General features: G+C 45.4%; 17 protein-coding genes. 7 read left to right on the forward strand and 10 right to left on the reverse strand.

Translation table 11 applies throughout. From position 1 onward, the window contains the following. Positions 1-242 precede the first annotated feature (242 nt). Positions 243-1,442, forward strand: coding sequence for a glycoside hydrolase family 27 protein (locus GJU82_RS10420; RefSeq protein ID WP_153632087.1), 1,200 nt, complete (start codon positions 243-245; stop codon positions 1,440-1,442). 218 nt (positions 1,443-1,660) lie between these two features. Here the strand turns inward: GJU82_RS10420 and GJU82_RS10425 are convergent, their stop codons facing one another. Next, complete coding sequence (locus tag GJU82_RS10425) at positions 1,661-2,293, reverse strand: peroxiredoxin (RefSeq protein WP_153633381.1); 633 nt, start codon at positions 2,291-2,293, stop codon at positions 1,661-1,663. Between the two features lie 245 nt (positions 2,294-2,538). Here GJU82_RS10425 and GJU82_RS10430 point away from each other — a divergent pair, with 245 nt between their 5' ends. The 4 genes from GJU82_RS10430 to GJU82_RS10445 all read left to right on the forward strand — a co-directional run bounded on the left by GJU82_RS10430 (position 2,539) and on the right by GJU82_RS10445 (position 5,871). Then, on the forward strand, positions 2,539-2,961 hold the full coding sequence (locus tag GJU82_RS10430; protein WP_153632088.1) for a Fur family transcriptional regulator: 423 nt from the start codon (positions 2,539-2,541) through the stop codon (positions 2,959-2,961). A 65-nt stretch (positions 2,962-3,026) separates the two neighbouring features. Then, entirely contained in the window at positions 3,027-3,296 is a 270-nt protein-coding gene (locus GJU82_RS10435; RefSeq protein ID WP_153632089.1) for a hypothetical protein, read from the forward strand. A gap of 203 nt (positions 3,297-3,499) precedes the next feature. Next, positions 3,500-4,540, forward strand: coding sequence for a proline racemase family protein (locus tag GJU82_RS10440; RefSeq protein ID WP_153632090.1), 1,041 nt, complete (start codon positions 3,500-3,502; stop codon positions 4,538-4,540). Positions 4,541-4,569: 29 nt separating this feature from the next. Then, positions 4,570-5,871, forward strand: coding sequence for a S28 family serine protease (locus GJU82_RS10445; protein WP_153632091.1), 1,302 nt, complete (start codon positions 4,570-4,572; stop codon positions 5,869-5,871). Positions 5,872-5,874: 3 nt separating this feature from the next. On the opposite strand, the gene GJU82_RS10450 is transcribed toward GJU82_RS10445, so the two are convergent. After that, the gene (locus tag GJU82_RS10450) at positions 5,875-6,078 is read right to left on the reverse strand and encodes an alanine:cation symporter family protein (RefSeq protein ID WP_153632092.1); all 204 of its coding nucleotides are present in this window, start codon (positions 6,076-6,078) and stop codon (positions 5,875-5,877) included. Between the two features lie 204 nt (positions 6,079-6,282). Between GJU82_RS10450 and GJU82_RS10455 the strand changes: the two genes are divergently transcribed. Then, positions 6,283-6,879 (forward strand): TlpA disulfide reductase family protein, encoded by a 597-nt coding sequence (locus GJU82_RS10455; RefSeq protein WP_153632093.1) that lies wholly within the window; start codon positions 6,283-6,285, stop codon positions 6,877-6,879. An 84-nt stretch (positions 6,880-6,963) separates the two neighbouring features. On the opposite strand, the gene GJU82_RS10460 is transcribed toward GJU82_RS10455, so the two are convergent. Next, positions 6,964-8,790 (reverse strand): glycoside hydrolase family 2 protein, encoded by a 1,827-nt coding sequence (locus GJU82_RS10460; RefSeq protein WP_153632094.1) that lies wholly within the window; start codon positions 8,788-8,790, stop codon positions 6,964-6,966. A gap of 279 nt (positions 8,791-9,069) precedes the next feature. On the opposite strand from GJU82_RS10460, the gene GJU82_RS10465 reads away from it, so the two are divergent. Beyond that, on the forward strand, positions 9,070-10,236 hold the full coding sequence (locus GJU82_RS10465) for a DUF819 domain-containing protein (protein ID WP_153632095.1): 1,167 nt from the start codon (positions 9,070-9,072) through the stop codon (positions 10,234-10,236). A gap of 10 nt (positions 10,237-10,246) precedes the next feature. Here the strand turns inward: GJU82_RS10465 and ppk2 are convergent, their stop codons facing one another. From ppk2 to GJU82_RS10500, 7 genes are all read right to left on the reverse strand, one after another. Next, on the reverse strand, positions 10,247-11,092 hold the full coding sequence (gene ppk2, locus GJU82_RS10470) for a polyphosphate kinase 2 (RefSeq protein ID WP_153632096.1): 846 nt from the start codon (positions 11,090-11,092) through the stop codon (positions 10,247-10,249). A gap of 615 nt (positions 11,093-11,707) precedes the next feature. Next, entirely contained in the window at positions 11,708-12,583 is an 876-nt protein-coding gene (locus tag GJU82_RS10475; RefSeq protein ID WP_153632097.1) for a creatininase family protein, read from the reverse strand. Positions 12,584-12,715: 132 nt separating this feature from the next. Next, positions 12,716-14,503: a family 16 glycosylhydrolase gene (locus GJU82_RS10480; protein ID WP_153632098.1), complete on the reverse strand. Its 1,788-nt coding sequence runs from the start codon at positions 14,501-14,503 to the stop codon at positions 12,716-12,718. Between the two features lie 24 nt (positions 14,504-14,527). Beyond that, positions 14,528-15,367: a family 16 glycosylhydrolase gene (locus tag GJU82_RS10485; RefSeq protein ID WP_153632099.1), complete on the reverse strand. Its 840-nt coding sequence runs from the start codon at positions 15,365-15,367 to the stop codon at positions 14,528-14,530. Positions 15,368-15,388: 21 nt separating this feature from the next. Then, on the reverse strand, positions 15,389-15,556 hold the full coding sequence (locus tag GJU82_RS10490) for a fibronectin type III-like domain-contianing protein (protein ID WP_228488662.1): 168 nt from the start codon (positions 15,554-15,556) through the stop codon (positions 15,389-15,391). 1 nt (position 15,557) lies between these two features. After that, on the reverse strand, positions 15,558-16,022 hold the full coding sequence (locus tag GJU82_RS10495; protein WP_153632101.1) for a glycoside hydrolase family 3 N-terminal domain-containing protein: 465 nt from the start codon (positions 16,020-16,022) through the stop codon (positions 15,558-15,560). Next, complete coding sequence (locus tag GJU82_RS10500) at positions 16,007-16,180, reverse strand: hypothetical protein (RefSeq protein ID WP_153632102.1); 174 nt, start codon at positions 16,178-16,180, stop codon at positions 16,007-16,009. Before GJU82_RS10500 ends, GJU82_RS10495 begins: the two co-directional genes overlap by 16 nt. Positions 16,181-16,293: the final 113 nt, after the last annotated feature.

Consider the following 16,293-nt stretch of genomic DNA (forward strand, 5'->3'; position numbering starts at 1 on the left):
CCGAAGATACGGTTATTTTTAGTGAACAAGTGCAGGAGGGCCGCCATTGTCACCCTATCGAAAGTCAAAAAACCTTAGTGTCAATCCTACAATTTACACTCCAACTCAACCGATTTAACGACATTATCATTATTTTCGGAAAGTCAAATCAAATCACACAAAAACCGACCACTGAAAAAATCCGGAACGCTTACTTTCAGTCGAAAGTATATAACATAATATCAATCTAACACACATAAGTGATGAAAAAACTAACAACACTCTTTTTACTCGTACTATTCAGCACTCAACTGTTTGCACAAAGAGCGGAAACACTGGCTCCTACACCTCCGATGGGCTGGAATAGCTGGAACAAGTTTGGCTGCAACGTCAGCGAGAAACTGATCGAAGAAATGGCTGATGCCATGCTCAACAGTGGCATGGCCGATGCCGGTTATCAATACATTGTGATTGACGACTGCTGGCAGGTAAGCCGCGACAGTGCCGGTAATATCATTCCCGATCCCGAACGTTTCCCTTCCGGGATGAAAGCGCTGGCCGATTACATTCACTCCAAAGGATTAAAATTTGGAATTTATTCCTGTGCCGGTTCGATGACCTGTCAAAAACGTCCCGGAAGCCGTGGCTACCAGTTTCAGGATGCCCGTCAGTATGCAGCCTGGGGTGTCGATTACCTAAAGTATGACTGGTGTTACAATGAAGGTCAGAATGCAAAAGCTGCGTACCAAACCATGAGCGACGCATTAAAAGCCAGCGGACGTCCCATCGTATTCAGCATGTGCGAATGGGGTTCCAACAAACCCTGGGAATGGGGCAAAGGCATTGGGAACCTGTGGCGTACCACCGGCGACATTTTCGACTCCTTCAAGGGTGCCATCAACTGGGGCGGTAAAGGCGTACTCGACATCATCGACTTGAATGCAGACCTGTGGCCTTATGCCGGACCGGGCCACTGGAACGACCCCGACATGCTGGAAGTAGGCAACGGTGGCATGACCGGCACCGAATACAAAACACACTTCAGCATGTGGTGTATGATGGCTGCCCCGCTGATGGCCGGTAACGACCTCCGCACCATGGACGACGAAACACAAAAAATACTGACCAACGAAGAAGTGATTCAGGTTGACCAGGATGCGCTGGGCGAGCAGGGGTTCCGGTTTATGGATTATGGCGACCAGGAAATTTGGGTAAAATTTCTCGAAAACGATGAGCTGGCCGTTTGCTTCTTCAACCGGGCCGATGAACCATGGAAAGTCAATTACGATTGGGGTAAGATGGGGATCAGTCACCAAGACCACCACGTTACATTTCACAACACGAAATATGACCTGCGCGACCTGTGGCAACACAAAGATATTGGCAACACCGGCAAAAACCTCACCGCCGGCATACCCGCCCACGGCGTGCTGATGCTAAGGTTAACACCGGAAAAGAAATAAGAAGATAATCACAAAAGACATAGAACAAAAAATGCCTCAGCGATGGGCATTTTGACGAAAAAAGAGGGTATCCGTTTTCGGACATCCTCTTTCATCGAAAATATGGAGTTTCTGACGTTTGTATTAAACAACGATTGTTGTACTGCAGATTGATGTTGATTTGGTTGATAAAGCTCAAAAGTTGCAATAACGTCGTGTATGGTTTTGCCCCGGTCTTTTTAGTGATTTGACAAGTAAGAAGCAACGCTGTCGGCTGATTCTTTCATCGCATCCTGACCTTCGGTCCAGTTAGCCGGACATACTTCGCCGTACTGCTCGAAATGGTGCAATGCATCGACCATACGCAGCGTTTCGTTTACGTTACGGCCAAGTGGCTTATCGTTAATTGTTTCGTGACGAACAACTCCTTCTTTGTCAATCAGGAACAGGCCACGATAAGCTACCGGCTCACCTTTGAATACGGAATTTCCTTCATCGTCCAAGTCGTATTCCCCGGCCAGTACACCATATGCTTCAGAAATGGTTTTTGACAAGTCGGAAACGATAGGATACTTTACACCTTTAATCCCACCATTGTTCTTTTCGGTGTTCAACCAGGCCCAGTGAGAGAATTCCGAGTCGACAGAGCAGGCAACTACTTCAACGTCGCGTTTTTTGAACTCATCGATTTTAGCCTGGAAAGCGTGAAGCTCAGTCGGGCAAACGAAGGTAAAATCGAGCGGGTAGAAGAAAAATACTACGTCTTTTTTACCAATGAACTGCTCGATGGAGAAATTTTCCACAATGTCATTGCCGTTTACAACAGCCTTTGCACTAAATACTGGTGCTTTTTTTCCTACTAAACTCATAATGTTCTTTTTTATGTGTATAAATTGTTTTTCAAAATTGTAATAGTTACAAAAATATGCATAAATTTTGAACTTGAAAGGAGATTTATATGAATAATATTGATGGAGCAATAGAGATAATTTATATGTAAAAAGCCGCATATTTTGTTGAAAATAAGTTGATATTTGTTTTTCTTTCTGTTGGATAGAAAGATAGGGGCAGGGAGATGTAAATAAAAATATTTAAATTTGTAATTATTCCAGAATTTATGATTGATGACACAAAAATAAAATCTTTCCTGTGGCAAAACGGAATCAGTCCGTTACCAAAGCGCGTGAAGATTATGCAATATCTCATCGAGAAGCATAACCATCCGACCGTGGATACGATCTATTCCGAACTGTTGCGCGAAATCCCGGGATTGTCAAAAACCACTGTTTACAACACCTTGAAATTGTTTACGGGCAAACGTGTCGCGGTGGCGTTGAATATCGAGGATAATGAGATCCGGTATGATGCCGATACGGCCATCCACGGGCATTTTAAATGTCGTGTTTGCGATGGTTTATTTGATTTTCCCTTAACTCATAACCAGTTGCCTGATATTCCCATGCAGGGATTTTTAGTTGATGAATACCATTACTATTTGAAAGGAGTTTGTTCATCGTGCCGTGAAAAAGGTTTGGAATAAGAAATCTTTGGGCGCTTGCCAATACCGACTTTGCAGTTAATTTTGTACCGAAACAGGAGGATATCATGGATGAACAATTCAGAAAGCTGAGAACTACTTTGCTGGAACAGGAAGAGTGGCCTTTATTGTATTTCTTTAAGTTTATCGTTCCCAACGATTCGGCGAAAATTGAAAAGGTCAAACAGCTTTTCCCAAAGCCGGAAGAGTTGTCTTTCCGAACCAGTCGCGATATTCGATACATAGCTATTAGCAGCAAGGAGATCATGACTGATGTAGATTCCATCATTGAGGTATACGAAAAAGCGGCTGAAATTGAGGGCGTCATTGCTCTTTAAGGTTATTCCGGTTATTTAAATTCACCGAAGAAAAAGTCAAGCGCCGTGTGCATGCCGGCTCCTACACTATCCAGGAAATAACGAAGATTAGGATAAGTCGGCGACAAATGAGCCCGTTGATTATATAAAAGATTGCAAACTTCACGTTTGCATTGTATCTTTCGACCACTTGCATGTGATACTGACTATTTATCGTTTACCGGATGAATGAAGGGCTGAGTAACTTGCGGTGGCAGCCGCCTGAAAACTGGTTGCAGGTCAATACCATTGATATGCATACCGGAGGGGAACCTTTACGCATCATTGTCGACGGGATTCCTGAAATTCCTGGTCAAACCATCCTTGAAAAACGCCGTTATTTCCAAAAGAATTTAGATGATATTCGGAAAGCCCTGATGTGGGAACCCCGTGGCCATGCCGATATGTACGGAGCTGTGCTAACGCCCCCGGTTACACCCGACGGACATTTCGGCGTGTTTTTTATGCACAACGAAGGGTATTCCACGATGTGCGGACACGCTATTATCGCGTTAGTGAAATTCGCCCTCGAAACTGGTTTAATTCAGTACCTTGAAGACGGATTGATTCGCATCGATGCACCGCCCGGGCGTATTAACGCTTTCGCTGAAATGAAAGGGCGTAAGGTAGTGAAATCGTCATTCCATAACGTTCCTTCGTTTGTCTTATTACAGGATCAACTGGTTGATGTTCCTGAATTTGGGACGATCCGGTTTGATGTGGCTTACGGCGGAACATTTTATGCTTTTGTCGATGCCGATGAAATTGGGCTTGAGCTGTTACCACGTAATATTACCCGGATAATCGACCTGGGCAGAAAGATTAAAAAAGCGGTGGCCTGTAATTTTGATATTGTACACCCGTTTGAAGCCGATCTCAGTTTTCTGTACGGAACGATCTTTACAGGGAAGCCAAAAGATGAAAACCATCATAGCAGGAATGTCTGCGTTTTTGCCAATGGCGAAGCCGATCGTTCGGCAACCGGTTCGGGTGTAAGCGCCAGAGCGGCCCTGCATGCCCTGAAAGATGGACTGCAGCCGGGTGAAAAGCTGGTCATCGAAAGTCTGATTGATACTACCATGAATGTCGAAATAGCGAATGTTACGTCGTTTGGACCTTATTCGGCAGTTGTTCCGAAAGTAGCAGGAGAGGCATTTTTTACCGGCCAGCATCGTTTTTTAATCGACCCGGATGATCCGTTGAGAGAAGGATTTTTAATTCGATAACAGGTTTCTAACCTCCCAATTTGTTTGATATGATTCGTTTACATTCACTTTTACTCCTTAGTTTACTGCTGGTTTTTCAGTCGGTACAGGCTCAGGCACAAACGCTTGAACAACGCATAAAGGCGCTTCCCGATGTTATTTCGGTAAAGAAGATGGAAAACAACGAGTTCTTCAAACAGGCTTTTGTGGTGATGGTCAGGGAACCGCTCGATTATCAGCATCCCGACAGCGGCAGTTTTGCGCAGCAGGTGATAGTTTCCCATCTCGGCTATGATAAGCCGGTGGTTTTTATTACCGAGGGATACAGTGGCGAATATGCTGCCACACCGAAGTATTTGAACGAATTGAGCCTGTTGCTCGATGCCAACCAGATTTTTGTGGAACATCGGTTTTTCGGTAAGTCGGTTCCCGATTCGATTGATACCAAATGGAAATACCTGACGGTGGAAAATTCTACCGCAGATTATCACCATCTGGTTCAGATGTTCAGGAAAATCTATCATGGTAAATGGGTTAGCACAGGAATCAGCAAGGGAGGTGAAACCTGCCTGTATCACCGGGCACGCTATCCAAAAGACGTTGATATTTCGGTTCCCTATGTGGCACCATTGAACTTCTCGCCGGAAGAGCGACGCCATGCAGCCTTTATTGAACACATTACGGGCACCAAAGAAGGGCGTAATAAGGTGACTGCTTTCCAGCATGAAGTATTGGGGCGCAGAGACCAGCTATTCCCCATGTTTCAGACATTGTGTGACGAGAAAAAATATACGTTCCGGATTCCGCTGGAAGCGGTATATGACTACTGTGTATTGGAATATTCTTTCTCATTCTGGCAATGGGGGCATGATATCGATGAAATACCGGATCCGGATGCACCTTCTCAGGAAATTTTTGACCACTTTGTACAGATTAGTTCACCGGAATATTTTAGTATCGAGGGAAGCAAAGGATTCCTGCCTTTCTTTGTGCAGGCTGCACGTCAGTTGGGTTATTATGCTTACGATATGACGCCATTTGCTGATCAGATGACCATCAAAAGTACCAAAGGATATCTCACTCGTATCTGGTTACCGAAAGAGGCTCAATTCCCGTATTCACCAGCAATGAGTGAAAAGGTGGATAAGTATCTTCGCTCCAATGCGAAACACATTTTGCTGATTTATGGTGGCTGGGACCCATGGACCGCATCAGCAGTTGAGCCGGGTAACAACAAGAGCGTAGTAAAGATCATAAAACCCGAAGGCAGTCACAGGACCCGTATTAACGACTTGCCGGATGATTTGCGGCAAAAAGCCATCAATACGCTGAAACACTGGCTGAGTGAATAAAGCTCAGGCTCTTTCTTCCTTTAACCGGGCAAAGTAGCTTTTGGCTACTTTCACCACTTTCGGCGAAAGCAGGATCGCGGAAACCATGGTGGGGATAGCCATCATGGCAAAAGCTCCGTCAATCAGGATAATGATAACCGTCAGCGTCAAAGTGGCACCAATAAGGATGAAAGCTGTATAAATTCCGTGATGAAATACATCGGGCATTCCTGATCATCCCGGGCACGGTACATCACCGCGAGCGTATTGGTGATAATGAATTGTCCGATACTTTCCAGGGAGGCCGGTTGATTTGGTTCAGGTTCAAAGATAAGGATTTCAGGGCATGGCAAAAATTAAGGCCGGGTATCGCTGAGTCTTTTGTGAAGGAAGTCACTTTCCCGGATACGGATTTTTCGTTATTTTACCCATATGAAGAAGTATCTGAAAAGACAGTGGGAGCAGTTTAAGAAGCAATCGCTCCTGGGCAAAATATTCGATATCGTTATCCTGGTGATTTTAATAGGCCTGGCATTTCCGCCTACGCGGAAGCCAGTGGCTTCGTTGCTAATTCGTACCACGTTAATGGCGCCGGGAAAGGACGATAACAGCATTCAGCTGACCAATGAAGATTACCAGTTTGAACTCCTCGATTTGAACGGTGGTAACCACAGCTTTGCCGAATTCAAAGGCAAGCCGGTGTTTCTCAACCAATGGGCAACCTGGTGTCCTCCGTGTGTTGCCGAATTGCCAACTATCCAAAAATTATATGATGATTATGGTAGTAAGGTTGCCTTTATTATTGCCAGCCGGGAAGCGCCGGCTACGGTTAAGCAGTTTATCAAAAAAAATGGCTATACTTTCCCGGTTTATATTGTTCACAGTCGTGTTCCGGAAATTTTTCAGTCGCGTAGTATTCCAGCTTCGTATATTATATCGCCGGATGATAAATTGATATTGAGAAAGAAAGGTGCTGCAGATTGGAACAGTTCAAGGGTGAGGAAAATGTTTGACGATATGATTCATTAGACATATTTTGATGCCATAACAAAACAGGCTGCTCTGGTTATTCCCGTAAGGCAGCCTGTTTTTATTTTATTAAGGGAAAATCAGTTATTTATATTTCTCTTCCATCTTTTTGTAGAAATCGCGAAGGACGAAGAAGGCTTTCTTCTTCGTGCCATTTTGGCCGATGAGCCCTTTCCGGTTCCATCCATCCTGAATAACAGGAAGGACACGCCTTGGCGAACGGAAATCACACAAAATCCAAGGTGTAACACCCCGGAATTGAGGTATTTTCATCAGCATGGGAAGCGTGTGTTTGTATATGCTCTCCTGGTATTCTTCCGTCCAGCGGGTGAGCGAATCGCCATGCAAGCCCTGCAGCGCACCGCCGCCAAATTCACTAATCATTACCGGCTTGTTGTATTTGATGATCCAGTTGATGCTGTCGCATTTTTCCGGCAAACCGTCATACCAGCCTGCATACTCGTTGAAGTTTACTATGTCGACATACTGTGCGAAGGGATCTTCCACAATCCGGTCATTGGGATTACTGTCCCTGTGAACTTCCAAAGCGGCGGAAATTAATCTTGTGCTGTCCATGTCGCGGGCGTGCATCGCCAGTTTATGCAGAAAGTGGGTCCGGACATCGCTGACCGGCGTTTCGTTGGCCATCGACCAGATGATAACGGAAGCCCGGTTTTTGTCGCGTGTAATCAGATCGGTTAGCTGATGTTCGGCATTTTTATACGTATCGGGATTGTTCCAGTCGATGGTCCAGTAAACCGGATTTTCTTCCCAAACCAGGATACCCATTTTGTCGGCCAGCCGGATCATATTTTCGGCATGTGGATAATGCGCCAGACGGACATAGTTACATCCGAGTTCTTTCGCCCAGTTCAGCAACGTTTGTGCATCCGATTCGGAATAAGCTCTTCCGCCTCTCATCGGCATTTCTTCGTGGATGGAAATACCTCGCAGGAACATTGATTTTCCATTGAGTAAGATATCAGTTCCCCTGGTTTCGATGGTTCGGAAACCGATAGGCTCGGAAATATTATCGCTGGTATCAGAAATGTTGACTGTGTAAAGTTTTGGATTTCCCGGAGACCATAATTCCAGTTTTTTCAACGGAAAATCGATATCCGCTTTCCCATTTGCATCAGTGCTGAAAGTCTTCTTCACTTTCAGTTCGGGAATGTTAATACTGATGGTTTGACTGGCTGCATTCGGGCCGTTTAATTGCACGTAGCCTGCAACTTCTTTTTGAGAACCTTTCTTGAGCTGAACATTGTAATCGGCAATGAAGGTTTGTGGTACTTCCACCACGCCCACATCGCGGGTGATGCCACCGTAGTTCCACCAATCCGTGTTTAGTGTGGGGACACCTTCTTTGTGGCGTTTGTCGTCGACCTTAACCACCAGCGAATTCTTCCAGTTTTCTTTTAGTAAGTCGGTGATTTCGTAATTGAACGGAGTGAAGCCGCCAATGTGTTTGCCCAGCTTCTTCCCGTTCAGGTAAACATCGCTTTCATAATTGATGGCTCCAAAATGGATAAATACACGGTTATTCGGATTGCTTTTGGTGTAGCTGAACAGACGACGATACCAGATGGTGCCTTCGTAGTAGAGCAACTTCCCATCCTGCGAGTTCCAGTCGCCGGGGACCATCAACGTCGGACTTTTGTCAAAATTGTACTCAATGAGCTGTGTTTTGCCCGTCTGATGCTGGTCGAGGAAGAAACCTCCTGTTGGATGCGGATTGGCATCGTAGGGTTTGTAGCGGTAATCATAATAACCGACTTCGTAAGGGTCAATAATGTAATGCCATTCCCCGTTAAGGGTAAGTGTGTTACGGCCGGGAATATTGTTAATGACCGTTTGAGCCTGTGCCTGTGCGGCGCAAATCAGGCATAGCAGTAGTGTTAACTTTTTCATTGAATGGGTATTATTGGTTTACTTCGGTTTTTATCCGGGACTTTCTAAAAAAAAGACGCATACCCGTTTGCGTTACCGATAAAGCTAATTGTTTTTTCAGAAAGAACATAACAAACCCCAAGTGTGCATTGAATTTGGAGATGTTTTTCTCTTATTGCTTCATTAAAATTTTATAATAAAATAAACTGAAAGCTCCCTTGATGGGTTTACAGGAGGAAATTCTTTAGAATAATTCTATAAAAAGTATATTTGCTTTTTCGTAATTAAAACTGATCCATTATGTCATTAATAGCCCCCGGAGATCATCTGGTTTTGTTTTCTATTATTACCGGGGCCGCAGCCTTAGGGATGTGGTCGGAGCATAAAAAGTGGTTTGGGAAGGTATCCGGAATTCTGGTTACCGTTTTGCTGATGTCTCTTTTATCGATGACCGGCGTGGTGCCCCCGGCATCGAGTACCAAAATACACGTACCTGTTTACGATTTGGTTTTTACCTATTTCGTGCCGATATCCATCCCTATGATGCTGATGGGATCGAACATCATGCGCACTATCCGTGAAGGTGGAAAGCTGTTGATTGCGTACATTATTGGGGCCATTGGTGTGGTGTTGGGTAGCTTTTTGGCCTTTTCAATGATTCCCCTCGGCCCGGACTCAGGACGTATGGCCGGAGTAATTGCCTCGACACTGATTGGTGGAAGCATGAACTTCGTTGCTACCGGAGAAGCTTTGCAAATCACTACTCATCCGCTGTTTTCGGCTACCATTGCAGTCGACAATTTTGCAGCCAGCCTTTTTATACTGTTGCTTTTTATGCTTCCGGGAATTAAGTTCCTGGCACGCTTTTTTGCCAAGCCAAAAGCCGAAAACAAGGTAGAAGCCGTAGTACAGGAACACGAAAAATCGCAGCCCATTACCATGGAACGCATCGGTCTTACCCTGGTAATTGCGGTAGCCATTGCGGCATCGGGGGCCTGGCTGGGCGACTGGTTGCAGTCGGTTTTTCACACGCAAATGGATTTGAGCATTCTCATCATTACGCTCGTTTCGGTGCTGGTGGCCAATCTCTTCCCTAAGCGTCTCAAACCGCTTGAGGACACTGCTTTTTCGGTTGGACTATGGATGATGTACATCTTTTTGGCAGCCATTGGAGCGGCCACCAACATGGCTGATATTTTGCACATCGGTCCGGCGATACTTGGCTTCTACCTTGTCATTCTTTTCTTCCACCTCATTTTTTTAATCGCGCTGGCTAAGATTTTCAAACTGGATATCTACGAAGTAATGATATCATCGGCCGCTAACGTCATGGGACCGTCGGTGGCAGCGCCTATGGCCGCTTCGCTTGGACAGAAAAAATTGATTACCCCGAGTATCCTGGTGGGAATTCTCGGTTACGTTATCGGTACCTTCATTGGGGTTTCCATTGCATTAGCCCTGAGTTAAAGTCCGAAGCTTAATAGATTTCGGGTACAAAAGTTTGGTCGGTAATCGGAGGGCGTATGTAGTTGTCCTTTTCAATGCGCGGAGGCAATTCAATGGGCTCGGGTGTTAAATCCTTGTACGGGATTTTGCTCAGCAGATGATGAATACAGTTGAGCCGTGCCCTTCGTTTGTTGTCAGCCGGAACCACGTACCACGGTGACTGTTTAATGTCGGTGTACCCAAACATTTCGTCTTTGGCGCGGGAGTATTCTACCCATTTTTCACGTGATGCCAAATCCATAGGGCTAAGCTTCCAGCGTTTGGTTGGATCGTCGAGCCGGGCCTGGAAACGTAGTTCCTGCTCTTCGTCGGAAACGGAGAACCAGTATTTGATGAGAATGATGCCAGAACGGATCAGCATGCGCTCGAATTCGGGACAGCTGCGCATGAACTCGTCGTATTCCTCATCACTACAGAAACCCATCACGCGCTCTACTCCGGCCCGGTTGTACCAGCTACGGTCGAAAAGAACCATTTCGCCACCGGCAGGCAGTTCGGTGACATAACGCTGGAAATACCATTGCATCCGTTGGCGCTCAGTTGGAGTGCCCAAAGCAACTACCCGACAGATACGGGGATTGAGTGGTTCCATAATGCGTTTGATAACACCGCCTTTCCCGGCAGCGTCTCTGCCCTCGAAAATGACTACAACTTTTAACTGTTCTTGTTTTACCCACTCCTGCATCTTCACCAGCTCGATTTGCATTTTACGCAACTCCTGTTTGTAAAGCTTCTTTCCTAAACGGCGATTATCTTTCTTTTCGGGTTCAATGTGATCCGGTGATTTGTGATGTTTCCTGGTTTTGTTTTTATTCATCTCAAAGGAGTTTTTAAATTTACGGCAGAAATGTATGGATTGAATCTCTTTAAAATTAAGTGATCTCATCTGGTTTTGCAAGAAAAAGTCTTCCCGGCAACGGTTATCCGATGGGACAAAAACTGACAGTTTGGAATGTAGCAGTCTGTTTCTGTTGTAATCAAAAACGGGTATCCTCTTTTTTCGTCCGACCATACCCCCATTCTATTTTATCAGAATTTCATACTTCTGACCATTGTTTTGCAGTTTTTAACAATGTCGCTCATAAACGACCTAATTCCTTAATCTTCTTTAACCTCCGTTAGCTCGGCTTAACTAAAAACCACTGCATATTTGTAATGTAACAAGAGCAAGTTTTTTTTCATAGAATTAGGTTAGTTTAGGTTAAGCAGAAAAAGGATGCACGCACCATGCATCCTTTTTTTTTTACAAATTCGTATGAGATAGCCCGGATAATTATCTATTAAACTTATTTAACCTCAATTAAAACGAGTTCACACAATTTCGCTGCATCTTTGTAATGAAAACAAGGAGCAAGTTTTTTTCATAGGACTAGTTAGTTAGGTTAGGTTAAACAGGTTAAAGGATGTTCGCCCGGACATCCTTTTTCTTTTGTTATTGTTTGGTATCCATCGGATGTTTCGCCTGTTCGTAAAACGTGTCCTGCATCTCAATAATACTGTTGTCAGCCTTTACTTGCTTCAACATGGTGCACAGCTGTTCCACCTGTGCATTCAGAATCTTTTCTCCAAGTTCCTTGGTTGCCAGCGAACCATCGCCGCAATAGTGGTTCGGATATTTGGCATACCACCAGATTCCTTCGTAGTCGGAGTCTATTCCCTTAATCCCATCCTGATCTTTTCCCGACTGGGAAGTAGCTTTGTCCATGTGCACTAAACCGGGACGGTGTGCCAACATCACCGAAGTTTCCGATTGCCCGGCATGACCAGAACCACCCGGAACCAGCTCCTTGTTTATTTCTTTATATGCCTCTACATCCCGGTTGGGTTGGAATAACACAACAGCATAATCCTTTTGCGATGCCAGCTGACTCTGACAGAAAAATGGAAGGAAACTGCTGTTTCCGCCATGTCCGTTTACCAAAATAATTTTCTTTATGCCATTTCGGCCCAACTCATCACAGGTTTCCTGCAACATATTCCAGATTAGTTTCTGGCTGTAAGCAATGGTTCCCGGCTGGTGCCTGGCCTCAAAAATCTGGGAAAAGTAATAGGGCGGGAAAACAATCGCGTATTCTTTCGCGGCAGCACGCAAAGCCACTTCACGTACATCAATCAAATCCGTTCCCAGAGGAAGATGCGGACCATGTTTTTCAAGCACTCCTATCGGAATAATACAGGTCGCATTCGACTGGTCAACTGCGTTGACGTATTGGAGAGCGGTCATCTCTTCCATCTTCACCGGAAGGTTTTGCGCAAACAAAGGGAAAGCCACGGCGCAGAAAAGCGCCAAAAGAAAAGCCTTTTTCATGGTTTTGTTTTTTAGTTAGTTTCAGTGAGTGAAAAATACCAAATATTAGGGGAATAACCTCATGAACGTGGATGGGAAAAAAAGGCCCCGACAAAAACGCCGGGACCTGTCAAAACAATCCTATGAAAAAATCTATTTTTTGATAAACTGCCCGGCAAATCGTTCATTCCCCGCCTGAATCGTCAGGAAGTAAACACCGGAAGCAAAATCGACAACATTCAACTGTAAGGGCCCTCCCAGCGATTCGGTAGTGAACTGTCGCAATAACCGACCATTCATGTCATGAACGCCAATAACGGAAGCGCCATATCCCTCCTGCGGCAATTGAACCGAAAGGACATCGGTTACCGGGTTTGGATATAAATTCAGTTGATGACTTTTCAGGTCAGTAATGCCCGTTGTGATATCCTCGCTGGTAAGTTCCACAGGCTTGAGCCAGAATTTACCTGAACCGGTGGTTCCCAATACGCCATAATTAAAATAAAGGCGCATTCCCTTTATCTGATCAAGCTTGAAAATATTATCCGGATTCTGACCAAAAATATGGGCATGAATATGATATACACCATCATCATTGGGCGAATCAATCTTCAGCAAATCAGCAGTATTCACGTTATCGTTCACATCCACCAACTCAAAGCGCATATTCGATGGCGCATTTCCCGCCTCGGTTTTCAACTCCAGCACAGCCGTTGACGAGGTTGTCAAACCGTAAATTCCATCGAACGGATAATAAATCGCCGGCGAAGCACTGGGATTCTGCACGTCATAATCCACCTGCAAATCCTCGCCTGCCATCGAAAGCGACACCATATTGTTATTGGTCTGAACAACCTCCCAGTTGACATTTCCGCCAACCGTGTGCGGAACATACCACGGATCGCTGGGCGGAAGTTTCACAACAGCCACATTCAGCTTATTCGAATCATATGTCCCACAACTAGTCGTTACCGAAACAGAAACATCTCCCGAGGTATTTCCCCACCGAACAGAGATGCTGTTTGTTCCGTCACCGGAAACAATGGTTGCATCTGCAGGAATCGTCCAGGTATAAGTTGCATTGGGAATATCCTGAGTCGAAAATTGAACGGTATCATCTGCAGTAGCGGTTGACGGCCCCGTAACCGTCGGATTGGGTGGCGTCCCGCTATACACCCGCACATAATCCACCTCCATGGTTTGCGGAAAAACCGTTGTTGCATCGGGGCCTCCAGGCCAGTTTCCGCCAACCGCGATATTAAGAATAATGAAAAACGGGTTATGAAAGGCAGTCAACGAGGGCGGTGTAATATCCAGCGTGCAATACAAATTATCATCGAAGTACCACTTTATTTTCTGGCTGTCCCATTCGATGGCATATACATGGAAATCATCGGCAAGTTTGGCCGGATTGGTGTAGGATAATCCGTACGATACATGGCCGTTATTGTCCCAGTGAGCTGTTCCGTAAACGGTATTGTCATTGTCGCCACCTCCAATCATCTCCATGATGTCTAACTCGCCGCAACCAGGCCAGGAAGTACCTTCAAAAATACTTTTCCCCAGCATCCAGAAGGCCGGCCAGATTCCTTGTCCGTACGGCAGTTTCATACGCGCCTCGATACGTCCGTAGGTCCATGAACCAGCTTTGTTGTAGGTAATCAAACGGGCCGACGTATAATCACTGCCCTGATAACTTTCCTTCCGGGCTGTAATGACAAGGTTACCGTTCTTTACCTCCGCATTGGAAAGCCGATTAGTGTAATACTGAAGTTCGTTATTTCCCCAGCCACCAGCACCGGTTTCAAAACTCCAGTTTTGCGGATCGGGTGAACCGGTATAGTTGAACTCGTCGCTCCAAACCAACTGGACACAATCCTGTGCTGCAACTTCCACCGGAAACCACACCAACAAAAGAAATAAGCCGAACAGGTACTTCATAATCCGTATTCTTTTTGAAATCAGTTATTTGTTCTTCTGGTAGACCCTCACGTAGTCTACATCCATCGTTTGCGGGAAAACCGAATCATCGATTCCCTGTTTTCCGCCCCAGTCACCACCAACCGCGACATTCAGTATCAGATGGAAAGGCTGATCGAATGGCCAGGCTTCGAAACCGGTATGTTCGTTTTTAAACGTAAAATATTTTTGCCCGTCAACGAACATACTCATCTCATTGGCATCCCACTCGAGTGCATATACATGGAATTTATCGTGGCAATCGGGTATCGAGATCGCTTTACCTACCTGCGTACCGATAACATGATTGTAGGCTTTGGTATGCACTGTTCCGTGAATCGTGTCCGGATCGTATCCTACATTTTCCATGATATCAATCTCGCCACTTTCGGGCCAGCCGCCATATTTCCAGTCTGTAGACAACATCCAGATTGCCGGCCACAAACCTTTGCCTTTCGGCAGACGAGCTCTTACTTCGATACATCCATAAAGCCAATCACCTTTGTGGATGGTACGTATACGAGCAGAGGTGTATTTCTTCCCACCGAAATCCTCCTTTTTGGCTGCGATGGTCAACACTCCATTGCCCACATGAGCATTCTCCACTCGCTTATCGGTATAAAACTCCGCTTCATGGTTTCCCCAACCAGACTCGTTTCCCCGGGTATTAAAACTCCACTTGGTAGAATCGGGCAAACCGTTGTAATTGAATTCGTCGTCCCAAACCAGGTTCCAGTCTCCCTTTTTTTGCGGAACTGCGCCTGCTTTGCTTTCAGCTTTCCTGGTTGCCGTATGGCATGACGCAGCCACCAGCAGCAAGAGAATTCCCGAAAAAATCTTTTTCATTTTCTTAAACTATAATATCATTTAACGATCGAATGTTTGTGTCGCTTTCACCGAAAACGGAACTGTCAGATCCGCCACCGAAGCGACGAATTTTCCCTCTTCCACCACATATTTCAACTGATGATTGACGAATGCCAAATCACGTGTATTCAGATGGAACGTCACCGTTTTTGACTCTCCCGGTTTCAAGTCAACTTTTTCGAATCCGCGCAGGCGTTTTACATCCGGTGTAAGGGACCATCGACATGTCGATTCCGGCGTTGACGGAAATTTTCACTGCTTCTTTTTGCGTGCGGGCTACCCGATCGCGGTTGTGCAGGTTTTCAATATCAGCCCAGTCGGTAACCACCAGTCCGTTAAGTCCCAATTCCTGTTTCAGCAGTTTGGCAATAATATCATAGCTGGCGTGTACCGGAACACCGTTGATAATTCCTGAATTGCTCATCACCGAATGCGCACCGGCATCAATCGCCTTTTTGAACGAAACCAGGTGACGTTCGCGCAAATCGATCTCCGGAAGAAGAGCAGGTGTCCTGTCTTTTCCGGAATTAGCTGCCGAATGCCCCAGGAAATGCTTCATACACGAAGCTACATGCACCGGGTTGTCAATATCGTTGTTTTCTCCTTCATAACCTTTAATCATCTGGTATCCCATCCGGGCAACCAAATAAGGATCTTCGACAACAGTTTGTCGACCTTCGCCTCCACCTTCGGATCTACTTTCTGCGATTCAGGTACATATCGCTGTGCCTGAATCGGATTCAGCCCACTAAGCACAAACAACAAAATCACCGACGACCACTTAAATCTCATAGTCAACACCTTAAAAAATTTAACCCACTTAAAAACTGGGTACGAAAAGGTCCTAAAATTTTAGAAATCCGGAGATGTACCATGACACCTCCGGATATATCAATCACAAATCC

The organism is Prolixibacter sp. SD074 (assembly GCF_009617895.1).
In the GTDB taxonomy this organism is placed as follows: domain Bacteria; phylum Bacteroidota; class Bacteroidia; order Bacteroidales; family Prolixibacteraceae; genus Prolixibacter.